Source organism: Lelliottia sp. RD5 (assembly GCF_056032945.1).
Genome location: NZ_JBVYHQ010000003.1, coordinates 486,112 through 501,371 on the forward strand (window position 1 = coordinate 486,112; position 15,260 = coordinate 501,371).

General features: G+C 54.0%; 11 protein-coding genes, 2 tRNA genes and 1 pseudogene. 7 read left to right on the plus strand and 7 right to left on the minus strand.

Annotated elements, in window-relative coordinates:
* Window positions 1–49 precede the first annotated feature (49 nt).
* The 3 genes from sbmC (at window position 50) to AC0LWE_RS13215 (ending at window position 2,187) form a co-directional block, all read left to right on the plus strand.
* A complete protein-coding gene (gene sbmC / locus AC0LWE_RS13205; protein WP_059179576.1) occupies window positions 50–523 on the plus strand; it encodes a DNA gyrase inhibitor SbmC in 474 nt (157 codons plus the stop codon).
* A 102-nt stretch (window positions 524–625) separates the two neighbouring features.
* Window positions 626–1,684: an FUSC family protein gene (locus AC0LWE_RS13210; RefSeq protein WP_131489317.1), complete on the plus strand. Its 1,059-nt coding sequence runs from the start codon at window positions 626–628 to the stop codon at window positions 1,682–1,684.
* 167 nt (window positions 1,685–1,851) lie between these two features.
* On the plus strand, window positions 1,852–2,187 hold the full coding sequence (locus AC0LWE_RS13215; protein WP_219347606.1) for a DUF496 family protein: 336 nt from the start codon (window positions 1,852–1,854) through the stop codon (window positions 2,185–2,187).
* Window positions 2,188–2,302: 115 nt separating this feature from the next.
* Here AC0LWE_RS13215 and AC0LWE_RS13220 read toward each other — a convergent pair.
* Window positions 2,303–2,378, minus strand: a tRNA-Asn gene (locus AC0LWE_RS13220).
* Window positions 2,379–2,399: 21 nt separating this feature from the next.
* Here AC0LWE_RS13220 and AC0LWE_RS13225 point away from each other — a divergent pair.
* The 3 genes and pseudogenes from AC0LWE_RS13225 to AC0LWE_RS13235 all read left to right on the plus strand — a co-directional run.
* Window positions 2,400–2,498, plus strand: a pseudogene (locus AC0LWE_RS13225) (hypothetical protein); the annotation flags it as partial.
* A 36-nt stretch (window positions 2,499–2,534) separates the two neighbouring features.
* Window positions 2,535–4,049, plus strand: coding sequence for an EmmdR/YeeO family multidrug/toxin efflux MATE transporter (locus AC0LWE_RS13230; protein ID WP_202667560.1), 1,515 nt, complete (start codon window positions 2,535–2,537; stop codon window positions 4,047–4,049).
* 80 nt (window positions 4,050–4,129) lie between these two features.
* Window positions 4,130–4,205, plus strand: a tRNA-Asn gene (locus tag AC0LWE_RS13235).
* Between the two features lie 100 nt (window positions 4,206–4,305).
* Here the strand turns inward: AC0LWE_RS13235 and AC0LWE_RS13240 are convergent.
* From AC0LWE_RS13240 to shiA, 3 genes are all read right to left on the minus strand, one after another.
* A complete protein-coding gene (locus AC0LWE_RS13240) occupies window positions 4,306–6,078 on the minus strand; it encodes an aminopeptidase P family protein (protein ID WP_219347607.1) in 1,773 nt (590 codons plus the stop codon).
* Window positions 6,079–6,092: 14 nt separating this feature from the next.
* Entirely contained in the window at window positions 6,093–7,547 is a 1,455-nt protein-coding gene (locus AC0LWE_RS13245) for an AMP nucleosidase (protein ID WP_059179580.1), read from the minus strand.
* A 76-nt stretch (window positions 7,548–7,623) separates the two neighbouring features.
* Complete coding sequence (gene shiA / locus AC0LWE_RS13250) at window positions 7,624–8,937, minus strand: shikimate transporter (RefSeq protein WP_219347608.1); 1,314 nt, start codon at window positions 8,935–8,937, stop codon at window positions 7,624–7,626.
* Between the two features lie 245 nt (window positions 8,938–9,182).
* Here shiA and pagP point away from each other — a divergent pair, with 245 nt between their 5' ends.
* Window positions 9,183–9,758, plus strand: a complete 576-nt coding sequence (pagP, locus tag AC0LWE_RS13255; RefSeq protein WP_131489307.1) for a lipid IV(A) palmitoyltransferase PagP — start codon at window positions 9,183–9,185, stop codon at window positions 9,756–9,758.
* Window positions 9,759–9,768: 10 nt separating this feature from the next.
* Here the strand turns inward: pagP and AC0LWE_RS13260 are convergent, their stop codons facing one another.
* From AC0LWE_RS13260 to AC0LWE_RS13270, 3 genes are read right to left on the minus strand one after another with little or no spacing between them, the layout of a single operon-like run.
* On the minus strand, window positions 9,769–10,734 hold the full coding sequence (locus tag AC0LWE_RS13260) for an acyltransferase (protein WP_059179583.1): 966 nt from the start codon (window positions 10,732–10,734) through the stop codon (window positions 9,769–9,771).
* Complete coding sequence (locus AC0LWE_RS13265; RefSeq protein ID WP_219347609.1) at window positions 10,731–13,793, minus strand: efflux RND transporter permease subunit; 3,063 nt, start codon at window positions 13,791–13,793, stop codon at window positions 10,731–10,733. Before AC0LWE_RS13265 ends, AC0LWE_RS13260 begins: the two co-directional genes overlap by 4 nt.
* Complete coding sequence (locus AC0LWE_RS13270; protein WP_216981225.1) at window positions 13,793–14,878, minus strand: efflux RND transporter periplasmic adaptor subunit; 1,086 nt, start codon at window positions 14,876–14,878, stop codon at window positions 13,793–13,795. Before AC0LWE_RS13270 ends, AC0LWE_RS13265 begins: the two co-directional genes overlap by 1 nt.
* Between the last annotated feature and the right edge of the window lie 382 nt (window positions 14,879–15,260).

Sequence of the window (15,260 nt, forward strand, 5' to 3'; positions counted from 1 at the left end):
AAGAATCTGCTTTATAGTGTATAAATACACAGTAATAAACGGAGGCAGTATGGACTACAGCATCAAGCAGCAACAGAAGCGTAAGATTGCCGGTTTTCATATGGTAGGGCCGTGGGAGCAAACCGTTAAGCAAGGTTTTGAGCAACTCATGATGTGGGTGGATGGACATCATATTCAGCCGCTTGAATGGGTCGCTGTCTATTATGATAATCCAGACGAAGTCCCGGCGGAGAAGCTGCGCTGCGATACGGCTGTCACCGTTCCTGATGATTTTGCCATCCCGGCAAACAGCGAAGGCGTAATCCTTACCGAAGTAGCTGCCGGTGACTATGCGATTGCCATAGCACGCGTTGAAAACCATGATTTCGCCACCCCATGGCATAGCTTCTTTAATAGCCTGCTCGAAGACAATCATTATCAAATCGCCCCTAAACCCTGCTTTGAACGCTATCTCAATGATGGCAATGCCGATGGTTACTGGGATATCGAGATGTATGTGCCCGTGCAAAACAAAGCCGGGTAACAATGCTAATTCCTGGGTTTTGTAGGGTTTTTCTGCCGGGCGTGATACGTCTGGCAGAAAACACAGTACAATTGTGATTTGCCGTGTATCTGGAGAGCGGGTGTGCGCCCCGACAAATCATTAACGCCTTTTGAAATCCGACTGTATCGGAATTACCGCGCCGTGCATGGTTGCCGCATCGCGCTGGCTTTCATCCTCACCTTTTTACTGGTGCGTTTGCTGGATATCCCTGAAGGAACCTGGCCTTTGATCACGCTGGTGGTCATCATGGGGCCGATATCTTTTTGGGGAAATGTGGTCCCACGCGCCTTTGAGCGAATCGGCGGCACGATTTTTGGCTCCGCATTAGGGTTGATTGCATTAAAGCTTGAGCTGATTTCGTTGCCCGTGATGTTGCTCTGGTGTGCGGGGGCGATGTTCCTATGCGGTTGGCTGGCGCTGGGCAAAAAACCGTATCAGGCTCTGCTGATTGGAATTACGCTCGCTGTCGTTGTCGGTGCACCGGCTGGAGACATGGCAACGGCCCTGTGGCGAGGAGGGGATGTTATTCTCGGCTCGCTGTTAGCGATGCTCTTTACCGGGATTTGGCCTCAACGCGCATTTCTGCACTGGCGCATCCAGATGGCCAACTATGTGACCGCGTTCAATCGTGTCTATCAGGCGGGTTTTTCACCTAACCTTGTGGAACGCCCACGGCTCGAAAAGCATCTGCAAAAAATCCTCAATGATGTCGTCAAAATGCGTGGGCTCATTGTTCCTGCCAGCAAAGAGACGCACATCCAGAAAGCCATTTTCGAAGCGATTCAAACCGTCAGCCGCAATCTGGTATGCATGCTGGAACTGCAAATAAACGCGCACTGGGCGTCTCGTGCCAGTCACTTTGTCCTTCTGAATGCGAACACGCTGAAAGAGACTCAGCAGATGACCCAGCAAACGCTGCTCACCATCGCTCACGCACTTTACGAGGGGAATCCGCAGCCTATTCTTGCCAACAGCGAGCGGTTGAACGAAATCGTTGCTGAGCTTAAGCAGTTGATCGGTGAGCATCAGGGTGACAATGTGTCAGAAACGCCCATCCACGGCTATGTGTGGTTGAGCATGGAGATGGCGAGACAATTAGAGTTGCTGTCGCATCTCATCTGCCGGGCGCTGCGCAAATAAAAAGCAGGCGTCTGCGGATGTGACGCCTGCTGCTACGATTCAGCAGCATTTGAGGTTATGATAGGGCAAACGATATACTCATTGTCATTCGCAACGGCTGTCAGTAAGGTTAACGGTACAGTGGTTGCTTAAACGAATCCGAATCTCACATTATCAGGGGTATCAAAATGGAAACTACCAAGCCTTCGTTCCAGGATGTTCTGGAATTCGTCCGCCTGTTCCGTCGCAAAAACAAACTGCAGCGTGAAATTCAGGACGTTGAGAAGAAGATCCGTGACAACCAGAAACGTGTTCTGCTACTTGATAACCTGAGCGACTACATCAAGCCGGGTATGAGCGTAGAAGCCATTCAGGGCATCATCGCCAGCATGAAGACCGATTATGAAGATCGCGTTGACGACTACATCATCAAAAATGCTGAGCTGTCCAAAGAGCGCCGCGACATCTCTAAAAAGCTGAAAGTCATCGGCGAAATCAAAAGCAGCGAAGCGAAAAACGAGTAATTGCTGCGAGGAAAGACTACGCCTCTCTGCGAAAGCAGGGAGGCTTTTTTTTTTTTGAGTGATTGCCTGACGCTAAAAAGCAAAAAGCCCGCTCGAAAGCAGGCTTTTTTAAATTTGGCTCCTCTGACTGGACTCGAACCAGTGACATACGGATTAACAGTCCGCCGTTCTACCGACTGAACTACAGAGGAATCGGTTAGGAGGCTTATCTTAGCGGCGAAAAAAGTTTTGTCAAACCTGATCTTACGTTGTTTTGCTTAACTGGTGAATCTGTCGACAGTTTGTCACTTTTGCCCACAGTTTTTTGTTGAAAATACTTTGCAGGATTAGCATTTCTCAATCATCATTTGAAATGTAGTTTCAACTTTCTCTCTTTAAGGTCCATTTTGAACGTCACTGCCGCTCTACGTCAGGCCGTCATGCGCACGCCCTGGTATGCCAAACGCAAAAGTTACCGTGTTCTGTTCTGGCGTGAAATCACCCCTCTTGCTGTGCCTATCTTCCTGGAAAATACCTGCGTTCTATTGATGGGCGTGTTGAGCACATTCCTGGTGAGCTGGCTGGGTAAAGAGGCGATGGCCGGCGTGGGTCTGGCCGACAGCTTCAATATGGTCGTCATCTCGTTCTTCGCGGCGATTGATCTGGGGACAACCGTCGTGGTCGCGTTTAGCCTGGGCAAGCTTGATCCCAAACGCGCGCGCGAAGCGGCGCGGCAGTCGCTGATGATCATGACGATTTTTTCTATCATTCTCGCGGCAGTGATCCACTATTTTGGCAAAGAGATTATCGACATCGTCGCCGGGGAGGCGACAAGCGACGTTAAAGCTCTGGCGCTCACTTATCTCGAAATGACGGTGCTGAGTTATCCGGCAGCAGCCATCGCGCTTATCGGCAGCGGTGCGCTGCGCGGTGCGGGTAATACCAAGATCCCGCTGCTCATTAACGGCGGGATGAATATCCTGAACATTATCATCAGCAGCATTCTTATCTACGGGGCTTTCTCGTGGGAAGGGTTGGGGTTTGTTGGCGCCGGTTTAGGGTTGACGATCTCCCGTTACATCGGTGCCATCGCGATTATCGTGGTGCTGATGGTGGGCTTTAATCCCGCGCTGCGCATTTCGCTGAAAAGTTATTTCCGCCCGTTCAATTTCGCCATTATCTGGGAAGTCATGGGGATTGGTGTTCCGGCGAGTATCGAATCGGTGCTGTTTAACGGCGGGAAACTGCTTACCCAAATGTTTGTTGCCGGGATGGGGACTGACGTCATCGCCGGTAACTTTATTGCTTTCTCAATTGCCTCGCTGATTAACTTGCCGGGCAATGCGTTGGGGTCCGCTTCCACGATTATTACGGGTAAACGACTGGGCAAGGGACAAATTGCGCAGGCGGAGCGCCAGTTGCGCCATGTGTTCTGGCTCTCAACGATTGGCCTGTCGCTCATCGCGTGGGGGACGGCGCCGTTTGCCGGGCTTTTGGCCTCGTTCTATACCCGGGAAGACGACGTCAAAGAGGTGGTGAAAATTCTCATTTGGCTGAACGCGGCGTTTATGCCGATCTGGGCCGCCTCCTGGGTGCTACCTGCCGGGTTAAAAGGCGCACGCGATGCACGCTTCGCGATGTGGGTCTCGATGCTGGGAATGTGGGGATGCCGCGTAGTGGCGGGCTATACGCTGGGGATTATGCTCGGCATGGGCGTTGTCGGCGTCTGGCTGGGGATGTTCCTTGATTGGGCGGTTCGTGGGGTTCTGTTCTACTGGCGGATGGTGAGCGGGCGATGGCTATGGAAATACCCGCGAAAAAAGGCGGAACCTGAGCATAAAAAACTGCCAGAAAGTCTTTCAAATGCGCAAAGTGGAGAATAAATCGGCAAACGAGCTTTTTTGCGCATTCAGTCTTTGACAATGAAGGGGCACGTCGATAATATGCGCCCCGTTCACACGATTCCTCTGTAGTTCAGTCGGTAGAACGGCGGACTGTTAATCCGTATGTCACTGGTTCGAGTCCAGTCAGAGGAGCCAAATTAGAAAAGCCTGCTTTTAAAGCAGGCTTTTTGCTTTTCTGCGCAAGGCAAATGTGAAACGTCTTGCCCGGAAAGAGGGGGCGACGCCCCCATCATGCCTATCGGCTCACGCGAATCGGTGCCGTCGCTTCAAACAGCCACGGCCGCGCGTCGCTCTCAACCAGAGGCGACAGAATGTCTCTCACCTGCTGGTGATAACTGTCCAGCCACTGTTTCTCCTGCTCGCTCAGCAAGTTCAGCTCAACCTGACTCAAATCTATGGGGATCAGCGTGAGCGAAGCAAATTTGCAGAAACCGGGCATGCTTTCCACAATTTCAACCTGGTTTTCAATGCGAATACCATGGCTGTCCGCCTGATAATAGCCCGGCTCAATGGTGATGATGCTGCCAGCCAGCAGCGGCCACGGATTCACTTTTTTCGCAATACGCTGCGGGTTTTCGTGGATCAATAACTGATGTCCCACGCCATGCCCGGTACCGTGATCGTAATCAAGCCCCAACTCCCACAGCGGACGACGCGCAAAAGCGTCCAGCTGATGCCCCTGCGTCCCCGACGGGAACTGCAGCGTAATGAGCGACAAAAAGCCTTTAAGCACGGCGGTGTAATGCAGACGCTGCTGTGCATCGAGCTTGCTGTAGGCCAGCGTGCGCGTCGCATCGGTGGTGCCGTTGTGATATTGCCCGCCTGAATCATTCAGATAAAAATGCGTGCTGACGATCGGTTTGTTGGTCGCTTCGCTTGAGTGGTAATGGCACATTGCCGCGTTGCTGGCAGACGCCGAAATTGTGGCAAAACTCTGCTCGATAAAATGGGGCTGCTGCTGACGGAAGGCCAGCTGTTGTGCCTGCGCTTCCAGCTCTGTCAGCGGATGACCCGCGGCTTCGCGCTGCGGGACCTCGCGTGACAGCCAGGCGAGGAAATTAACCCAGGCTGCGCCATCGAACTGATGACATTCGCGATAGCCTGACAGTTCAACCGCGTTTTTTTGCGCCTTCATCATGGTGATTGGATCAGCTTGCCAGAGAATTTCACCCTGCGGCTCAATGGCAAAACGCAATGCGACAGGTGCTGAATCAGCATCCACCCAGACGCGTTTGCCTTCGGAAATCTGCTGGCAGCGACGGACAAAATCGTCCTGGGCTGAAACCACGACCGATTCCAGTGCAGATGCGGGGAGATCGCGAATCTTTTCGCCATCAACAAACCATTCGACGTTTCCTTCGCGGCTCAGCAGGACGAACGAGAGCGGCACCGGGCTGGTCGGAATATCAGAACCGCGCACGTTCAGCAGCCAGGCAATATTGTCCGGCAGGGTGATCGCCACGTAATCGGCCTCTTTTGCCGCCAGCAGTTGAGCAATGCGCTGGCGTTTCGCCACGCTGCTTTCACCGCTAATGTCTTCCGGCATCTCGCGAATCATACCCGCGGGCGCAGCAGGGCGGTCAGTCCAGATCGTGTCGAAAGGTGACTCCGTTAGCGGAACGAATTCGCACTGCGTAGCGCAAAGTTGCTGATATTCCGTTTGGGTCATGAGCATTGGGTCAAACGCGATGCGGGTGCCGGCGTCAAGGTTTTCCGCCAGCCACTCGGCCAGCGGTTCGTTATGCAGATGGTGAATTTCAATATCATCCAGATTGACCTGAACGCGAGCCTGGACCTGATAGCGACCGTCCACAAATAGCAGCGCGCGATCGTGTAGCACCAACGCCTGCCCGGCGGAGCCATCAAACCCGGTAAGCCAGGCCAGTTTTTCATCGGATGATGCGCAGTATTCGCTTTGCCACGCATCGGCGCGAGGCACAATCATGCCCGCGAATTGATTGTCATGAAGCCAGTGGCGAAGCGCCGACAGCGGTGATGTAGTGTTCATCGTTTTCCTTATTATTAGCGGAACGGCGGCTCGTTGAAGGTTCGCAACTTACGGGAATGCAGCTTGTCACCCTCCGCACGCAGTAAATCAATAGCGCGAATACCAATTTGCAAATGCTCGGAAATCGCCCCTTCGTAGAAGCGGTTGGCCTGTCCTGGTAGCTTGATCTCGCCGTGCAGCGGTTTATCGGAAACGCACAGCAGCGTGCCGTAAGGCACACGGAAGCGATAGCCCTGGGCGGCGATGGTGGCGCTTTCCATATCGATTGCCACCGCGCGGCTCAGGTTAAAGCGCAGCGCCGATGCCGAATAACGTAACTCCCAGTTGCGGTCGTCGGTGGTGACGACGGTGCCGGTGCGTAGACGCTGTTTAACCTCTTCACCTGGCATACCGCTGACTTCTTTGGTTGCGTCGTACAACGCGCGCTGCACTTCTGCGATGCTTGGGATCGGAATATCGGGCGGCAGAACCGCATCAAGAACGTGATCGTCACGCAGGTAAGCGTGAGCCAGAACGTAATCGCCAATCAGCTGGCTTTCGCGCAGACCGCCGCAGTGGCCAATCATCAGCCACACGTCCGGGCGCAGAACAGCGAGGTGGTCACAGATGGTTTTAGCATTCGACGGGCCGACGCCAATGTTGATGAGCGTAATGCCCTGGCCATCGGCGGTAATCAAATGCCAGGCGGGCATCTGGTGTTTTTTCCAGGCCAGGTCGGAGACGGCCATTTCCGGCGTTTCAGTTTCGGCGGTGATCCAGATCCCCCCCGCGCACGAGAGTGCCACGTAAGGGCTATCGGGATCGAGGATCTGGCTGCAACCCCAGCGCACGAACTCATCCACGTAGCGGGTGTAGTTGGTGAACAGCACGAACGGCTGGAAATGTTCGGCTGGCGTCCCGGTGTAGTGACGCAGACGCGCCAGCGAGAAGTCGACGCGGCGGGCATCGAAATGCGACAGCGGCGAAAATTCAGCAGGATGATAAATCCCATCGGCGGTTTCATCGCCAATCTGCGACAGCTCGGTGGTGGGGAAATGGCGGGTTAAGCCCGCGCTCATGGAGCGATCCAGCGTCAGTGCGGAGCCATCAATCACGTAGGGATAGGGAATTTCGTGCAATGACGGTTCAACGGCGATGTGCGCGCCATAATCCTGATACAGCAGCGTCAGCTGTTCTTCAAGGTAAGGGCGAAACAGCGCGGGGCGGGTGATGGTGGTGGAGTAACAGCCTGAGTGGGTAAAACGGGCGTAGGCACGGGTTTTAGGCGTTGTGGTGGTGCCCCCGTCCCAGGTCACAGAAAGAGAGGGATAAACAAAAAGGCCATCTAATCGGGCCTTTTCATCAGGCAGTTTTCCGTTTTCAAGATACTCGCTAATGGCGCTGCGCAGGGCGCTGACAGATTGCTCATACAGCGCGTCCAGTTTTTCCAGTGCCTGAGCCGGTGTCAGGCTGGAGCCCTTATTATTCATGTCTGTCTCCTTGTTCCACATAAGTGCGACGTCACTCGATAGTATGTCACACGTATGTGAAAAAAAAGTCAGGACATCAGGCGCGTGCGTCTTTCATGAACAGCGCCGTCGCGGCGGAAATCAGGCAGCCCGCCAACAGATAAATCGCCACGCTATGCCAGTTGCCGCCCGAGAAGGTCACTAACGCGGCGGCGATAAACGGTGTAAATCCGCCACCGACGACGCTGGCCACCTGATAGCCGACGCCCGCACCACTGTAGCGATAGCGGGCACCAAACATCTCGGTGAACATGGGCTGCTGGACGCACACCACCATGTCATGGGCGATATTCGCCAGCATGATGGCGAAAAACACAATCCAGAACAGCGACTGCGCTTCCAGCGCCATAAAGAACGGCCAGGCGCTGAGCGTTCCGATCAGCGCACCGGTAATGTAGACGCGCCGACGACCAAAGCGATCGGCAAGCCACGCAAAGCACGGAATGGTCAGACAGCTAATGCCCCCGACCAGCAGGCCAATATTCAGAAAAAGCTCACGCGGCAAACCGAGGTTTTGCGTCGAATAATTCAGCGCGAACGCGGTGACAATATACATCGTTAACAGCTCGCACAGACGCAAGCCGATGATCTTCAGGAATGCGCCGGGATGCTGAAACAGCGCTTCCATCACCGGCAGACGTTTTTTGACGACCGGTTTTTCGCGCTGCTGTTTTTCGAATTCCGCCGACTCTTCCATGCCGTTACGCACCCACAGCGCGCCCAGCACCAGTACGATGCTAAACAGGAACGGTATGCGCCAGCCCCAGCTCAGGAACTGCTCATCGGTGGTGAGCTGGCTGATTAATGACACCAGCCCGGTTGAGAGCAGCAAGCCCACGCCGTAACCGACCTGCACGCCGCTGCTGTAGAACGCTTTTTTGTGTTTTGGCGCGCTTTCAACGGACAGCAGCGCTGCGCCGCCCCATTCTCCGCCAACGGCAAAGCCCTGGATTGCACGCAGCGTCACCAGCAGGACGGGTGCCCACCAGCCTATCGTGGCGAAAGAGGGCAAAATACCAATTAACGCGGTGGCGATGCCCATCATCCAGACGGTGAGCATCAGCATTCTTTTACGGCCCAGTTTGTCGCCAAAATGCCCGAAGATAATGCCGCCCAGCGGCCGGAACAGGAATCCCACGCCAAAGGTCGCGAACGCGGCGAGCGTCCCCATGGCGGGGCTAATCTGCGGGAAAAACTCGCGATTAAAGACCAGTGCGGCGGTGATGCCGTAGAGCAAAAAATCATACCAGTCGACGACGGCTCCGGCGAAGCTACCAAAAGCTGCGCGACGGGCGCGGGTGAGCGATGGTGTCTCCTCGCCTGGGCGATCGGAGATGAGGGTGGAATCCATGTTAAGTCCTGTCTGTACCGATTTTTTATTATTAGTATGGGAAAAGATTACTCACATTCGCGTCACCAATCATAGGCAACGCTTATGAGACTACCCCGACAGGGGCCGGGAGAAAATGATTTTATCGTCTCATTGCCGAAAAAATGAGACGAAATCGTAATGAATTCGCGTCGGTTTCCGGTTGGCAGGCAAAGGATGGTTTACAGTATTGAATATCGTCGTGCGATATTGCTGAGGGATTAACGATGCGACAACTTCGAATTGCTTTTGTATTCATGGCTGTGTTTATGACGTTTTCACTGCGCGCTGAGCCTGGGGTGTACGGCGAACAGCGTATCAGCCGCTGGTGGAACGAATGGACCACCGATGTTTCGCAGACGTGGAACGAACCGCAGCACTACGATTTGTATGTCCCCTTTTTGAGCTGGCATGCGCGTTTTATGTATGACAAAGAAAAAACCGACAATTACAACGAAATGCCGTCGGGCGGGGGTTTTGGTATTTCTCGCTACGATGAAGAGGGCGACTGGAGTTCGCTTTACGCCATGATGTTTAAGGACTCGCATAACGAATGGCAGCCCATCATCGGCTATGGCTGGGAAAATGGCTGGTATCTGGATAATGCGCGGGATTTCCGGCTGGGGTTGGGCGTGACCGCAGGGATCACGGCACGCAAAGATTTTGCTAACTATGTGCCGTTACCCATCGTTTTACCGCTATTTTCTGCCGGCTATAAGAACCTGAACGTCCAGTTCACTTACATTCCGGGCACCTACAATAACGGCAACGTATTATTTGCCTGGCTGCGCTACGGCTTTTAACCCCGGGTATCTAAATCGTAATCACTTTTTTGATCAATGAGTGCGATAGCGCCAGCATTGAGATCAGCACCGAGGCGATGAACGTCAGCGCCATCAGGATGAATTTCGTCGACAGTGACGTCACGGGAATAAGCGCGGTGAGAAGGTGAAAAACCGAATAGTGAAGAATATACACCCCGGTCATTGTCTTGCTGATGGTGGCTAAAATAGCCTCTTTAAACTCAACGTTGCGGCGAAAGCGCACGCCGTTGGCGGCGATAACCAGCGCTACAATCAGAAAATAGATTTGCGAGCCCGTCAGAATAAACGCGTTGCGGTCGGCCTTGAACAGGGCAAAAAAGAAATGCTGCTCGTAAAACCAGGTGAACAGATAAATTAACGGGATTGCCCCGAGCGCTATTTTGACCACCCTGTCTTTGCTGATCCAGGCGGCAATCAGCGGGTCAAAAAACAGCTGACCGGTCAGGTAAAACAGCAGCCAGGTCCACAAACGATATTGCGGCGCGAGCGAAAGCAGGTGTTTTTCGGGATATAACGCCGCCAGCAAATCGTAGCCGTAGGCAAAAAGCAGCAGCGAAAATATTCCCCAGCAAAACAGTCTGCGGCGCTGGCTCAACCATTCGATAACCGGATGGAAGGTGTAAATCACAATAAAGGTAAAGACAAACCACGGCTGGATTAAATAGCCGCGCTGATAAGGCTCCCACAGGTAATAAACCGTCATCCAGAACAGAAAGACGATCACGATGCTTTGGATTTTACCGACTTGCCAGCGGGCACCGTGCCGCGATTGTGCGTCGAGATAGCCCGCTATTACAAAAAACAGCGGTGTGGCGATGGTCGAGATAAACGTCAGAAACCCCAGGATCCAGTGGTAATCGTAGTCGTAACGGTCCCAGGTGTTATAGAGGGTAAAAAACGTCACCGCCGTCATGCATCCCAGCGTTTTAAGAATATTCAGTCCGGTTGAATTCATGGTGCTTCTGTCCCTGGCGGTCGATGGAAACAGGCATAAATAACCGGAAGCACCAGAAGCGTCAAGATGGTTGCGAATCCCAGGCCAAACATAATCACTACCGCCATGCTCTGGAAGAACACATCACGCAGGAGCGGAGCCAGTCCTAACACGGTGGTAAATGCGGTCAGCAGAATAGGGCGCAAACGCGACGTAGCGGCATAGACAATCGCCTCGTGCTGCGGTTTTTGCTGCTTCTGTTGTTCAATTTCTTCGACCAACACAATGCCGTTACGGATAAGCATGCCGCTGAGGCTCAATAACCCGATCAGCGCCATAAAACCGAACGGAATGCCGGTCAGCAAAAAACCGGGCGTCACGCCGATGAGCGCCAGCGGCACCGTCAGCCAGATGGCAACGGCGTTTTTCACCGAGCTAAACATCAGGATGGTGATGATAAACATCACCAGATACCCAATCGGCAGCGTTGAGAAGACCCCTTGCTGCGCCTCGCTGGAACTTTCTGCGTCACCACCCCATTCGATGCTGTAGCCGTGCGGCAGCGCCAGGGCATCAATCTGCGGTTTAACCCGCGCCAAAATATCGCCCGAGGTTTGCTGGCTAAGCGGCGACGGGTCGGTCTGAACCGTCAGCACGCGGCTGCGGTCGCGGCGCAGGATCAATGGATCTTCCCACTCCAGCGTAAAGTCGCTCACCACGTTACTTATCGGAATGTACTGCTGACGGTTTTGACTCCACACCAGCACGTTATTGAGATGATTTGCATCCTGGCGTTCGTTTTCTGGCGGACGGACGACGACGGGCAGCAGATCCGAGCCTTCGCGGTATAACCCCACCCGACTCCCGGAGAAATTCATCTCCAGTGCGTTATCAATATCTTGCTTATCGACGCCCAGTTCCCGCCCCAATGCTGGCGAATACTGCGGACGAATCACTTTGCTGCGGTTCTGCCAGTCGTTTCGCACGCTGTCGGTGGCCGGATCGCGACTGAGAATATCGTCAACCTGACTGGCGATCTGACGCAGCCTGTCCGGCTCGGGTCCCTTGATTCGCACCTCAATGGCGCTGTCACCGGACGGGCCGAACATCACGCGTTTGGTGCTGGCGTTAACCTGGGGATAGTGGCGGGCAATGTAGTCATCGACGTGGCGGGTAAGTGCCGGAATATTGCGCTGGTCGTCCATGCGCACCATAATTTGCGCGTAATTGCTGTACTGGCGCTGGCCGCTGTAGGTCAAAATAAAGCGCATGCTTCCCTGGCCGATAGTCGACACCGTCACCACCACGCCATCCTGGCCGTTAATCGCTTTTTCGATGTCGCTGGTTATTTTCTCAGTCTGGCTGATATCCGTTCCGTAAGGTAACCACAGGTCGACGAAGAAAATAGGCGTGTTCGATGAGGGGAAGAAGTTTTGCCGCACCGAGCCAAAACCCCAGACCGCCGCGACCAGCAGTGCAGCCATCAACGTCAGCGTCACCGCTTTGCGCTCCAGCAGGGCGTTCAGCATCTGCTGATAAATTTGGTAAAACCGCGCGTTATAAGGATCGGCTTGCGCTGGCGTTTCCGCTGTTTTTTGCCCTTTGAACAGCCACCATTTGATCATCACCGGCGTAATCGTCAGCGCCGAGAACCAGCTCAGCATCAGCGAAATCAGTAAAACCTGGAACAGCGATTTGCAGTATTCCCCGGTCGAATCCTGAGAAAGCCCGATGGGCGCAAACGCCAGAATAGCGATCACCGTTGCGCCTAAGAGCGGTAGCGCCGAGCGGCGAATCACGTAATTGACGGCGGTCATCAGGGTTGAGCCCTGCTGTCGGGCGATCAGCACCCCTTCGACAATCACAATCGCATTATCGACCAGCATGCTCAGGGCGATAATCAGCGCCCCCAGAGAAATGCGCTGCAGCTCGATCCCCCAGAGATACATAATGAGCAGCGTGCCTAACACGTTAAGCGCGAGGGAAAGCGCGATAATAATCCCACTGCGGACGCCCATAAAAATCAGCAGAACGCCGATAACAATCGCCAGCGCCATCAGGAAGTTGATGATAAATCCGTTAACCGAATGCCCCACTTCCGCAGCCTGATCGTAAAACAGATCGATATTGATGCCCGCCGGTTTTTCTGCCGACATTTGCTTGAGCTTGGCCTCTAACGCACGCCCCACATCAATCACATTGACGCCGGGAATAAATGACACACCCATGGTCACGGCCTGCTGGCCATTGGCGTGATAGATACTGGAAGGCGACTCCGTCAGCCCGCGTGACAGCGTCGCAATATCACGCAGACGCGTCGCGGCTCCCGTACCGTATGGGGTGATAATCAAATCGCCCAGCTCATCGATGTTTTCAAATTCGCCGGTCGGATGCAGGCGAATTGACTCGGTGCCGGAGGCGATCTCACCGGCGTTAGACACCACGTTCACCCGGCTTAGGAGCGCGGAAAGCTGCGTGAGCGTAATGCCGCGCGCGGCCATTTTGGGTAGCGAGATATCGACATTGATCTGCTGCGGTATCGCGCCCCCTATGGCGACTTTGCCAACGCCGGGGATCAATACCAGCTCGCGCCGCAGCTGCTCGGCATAGCGGGCCAGCTCAGCGTTAGTAAATTCATCGCCGGAAAGGGCAAAGAAGAAACCAAACACATCGCCAAAATCATCATTCACAAACGGCGTCACGACGCCTGGCGGAAACTGGCGCGAAGCGTCACCGACGCGACGGCGCAGCTCATCCCAGATTTGCGGCAGTTCGCTGGAGTGATAGCGCGACGCGATATTGACGGTTATTTGCGATAAGCCATTTGATGAAATCGAACTCACGTTATCGAGCGAGGGAAGCTGCTGTAACGCGTTTTCCAGGGGCAGGGTGACCTCTTCTTCGACCTGCTGCGCGGAGGCACCGGGATAGTGAGTAATGACCACCGCCGTTTTAATGGTGAAAGCAGGGTCTTCAAGACGACCAATGTTCAGCAGCGCAAAAATACCGCCGACGCCCAGCAGCAGAATAGTCAGCCAGACGCGAATGGGATTGTCGATAAACTGGCGGGAGATATCCATTACAGACCTCGCTCACGCGTCCAGATGCGAACGGGCTGTTTAGCGTGCAATTCCCCCACACCCGCAGCCACCACGCGCTCTCCCGCTTTGAGGCCTTCGGTAACAATGACGCCCTGGGCGGTGACTTGCCCAACGCTCACTTTGCGATCCTCCAGCTGGAGTTTGTCGCCGTCGCCTTGCACAACCCAGACATGTGGCTCATTGCGTGGGCTGTTATCCGGGTTAAACACCGCTTCGACTGGGACGACCAGGGCATTTTGCCCCGCGCCTGCCGGGAGATTGGCCAGATTGATGGTGACTGTTCCGCTGACGCCGCCCACGACCGGGAAATCATCCGGGCGCGGCAGGGTTAAAATAACCTGCCAGGTCAGCGTATTGCTGTCGCTACTGCCGGTGTGTTCTTTGTAGACTGCGCTGAATTCGCGATCCGGCATCGAGTTAATCTTCACCACGGGGCGGTAGTTGGCATTACGAATATCCAGGGTTTTGAACAGGTTTTCTGGAATGCTAAACACCACATCCAGCAAATCGGTGCGCGTCAGCGTCAGAATGGGCTGACCGGCGCTGACAACCTGATGATTACGGACGTGAACGCTGGCCGCAACGCCACCAAACGGGGCTACCAGCGTCATCTGATTCAACTCTTCTTGCGCGATTTTCAGCGCCGCATTGGCGGAGTCGCGGGTGGCCCGCTGAACGTCCATTTCCGCTTTCGAAATGGCCTGACGGCCAGCCAGCGTCTGGAAGCGATCGAATTGCCGCTGCGCAAGCGTGGCAGAAGTCTGGCGATCTTTGACGCGCTGCAGGACTTCTCGCGTATTGAGTTGGGCCAACGGCTGACCCTGTTTGACGCTGGTTCCCTGACGGATATCGAGCGTTTCAATCTGACCGCCGCGCTTGAATGAGAGGTCGGTAGCGTCGCCAGACTCAATTCGCGCCGGGAAGACGCGCTGCTGCGCCTGACCTGCTGCCGTTACCACGGCGACTTTCACCATGCGTGGCTGGGGCGCCGTTTCCTGGGTTTTGGGGTCGCAGGCCGTTGTCAGTAATATAAGGACGGGTAGAAGAGAAATGTAACGATTCACGATATTCCCCTAATAAATATAAAATTTCTTTATTCCGTACATTTAGCAATGACGTTTCTATTCTGCGAGCGCGGACACCACCAGATAAGTCAATAGACCCACGGCGGAACTGGTGACGATGGCAAGGACAATAAAGAAAATCAGGCGAATCAAACTATATCCAAACATTTCTTCTCCCTTATCTTTAAACGTAAGCGAGTTAATGATGACAATTTGAAGTCTGCGTGGAGGGCTGAGTTAGCCGTAATGCCTGCTAATGATAATAGTCGCAGAAATAATAAAAGGTTAAACATATCTTAATGTTGGGAGTAACGCGGATATGCGCAGCGAGAGGGATGAATCAAGGTGTGTATTATTAAGCTGATATTTTTCAGATAGTTAT

Coding starts and splice junctions, on each gene's coding strand:
- AC0LWE_RS13240 (WP_219347607.1), bottom strand. CDS start 6,078: ATGAACACTACATCACCGCTGTCGGCGCTTCGCCACTGGCTTCATGAC.
- AC0LWE_RS13260 (WP_059179583.1), bottom strand. CDS start 10,734: ATGAATTCAACCGGACTGAATATTCTTAAAACGCTGGGATGCATGACG.
- AC0LWE_RS13245 (WP_059179580.1), bottom strand. CDS start 7,547: ATGAATAATAAGGGCTCCAGCCTGACACCGGCTCAGGCACTGGAAAAA.
- pagP (WP_131489307.1), top strand. CDS start 9,183: ATGCGACAACTTCGAATTGCTTTTGTATTCATGGCTGTGTTTATGACG.
- AC0LWE_RS13215 (WP_219347606.1), top strand. CDS start 1,852: ATGGAAACTACCAAGCCTTCGTTCCAGGATGTTCTGGAATTCGTCCGC.
- sbmC (WP_059179576.1), top strand. CDS start 50: ATGGACTACAGCATCAAGCAGCAACAGAAGCGTAAGATTGCCGGTTTT.
- AC0LWE_RS13265 (WP_219347609.1), bottom strand. CDS start 13,793: ATGGATATCTCCCGCCAGTTTATCGACAATCCCATTCGCGTCTGGCTG.
- shiA (WP_219347608.1), bottom strand. CDS start 8,937: ATGGATTCCACCCTCATCTCCGATCGCCCAGGCGAGGAGACACCATCG.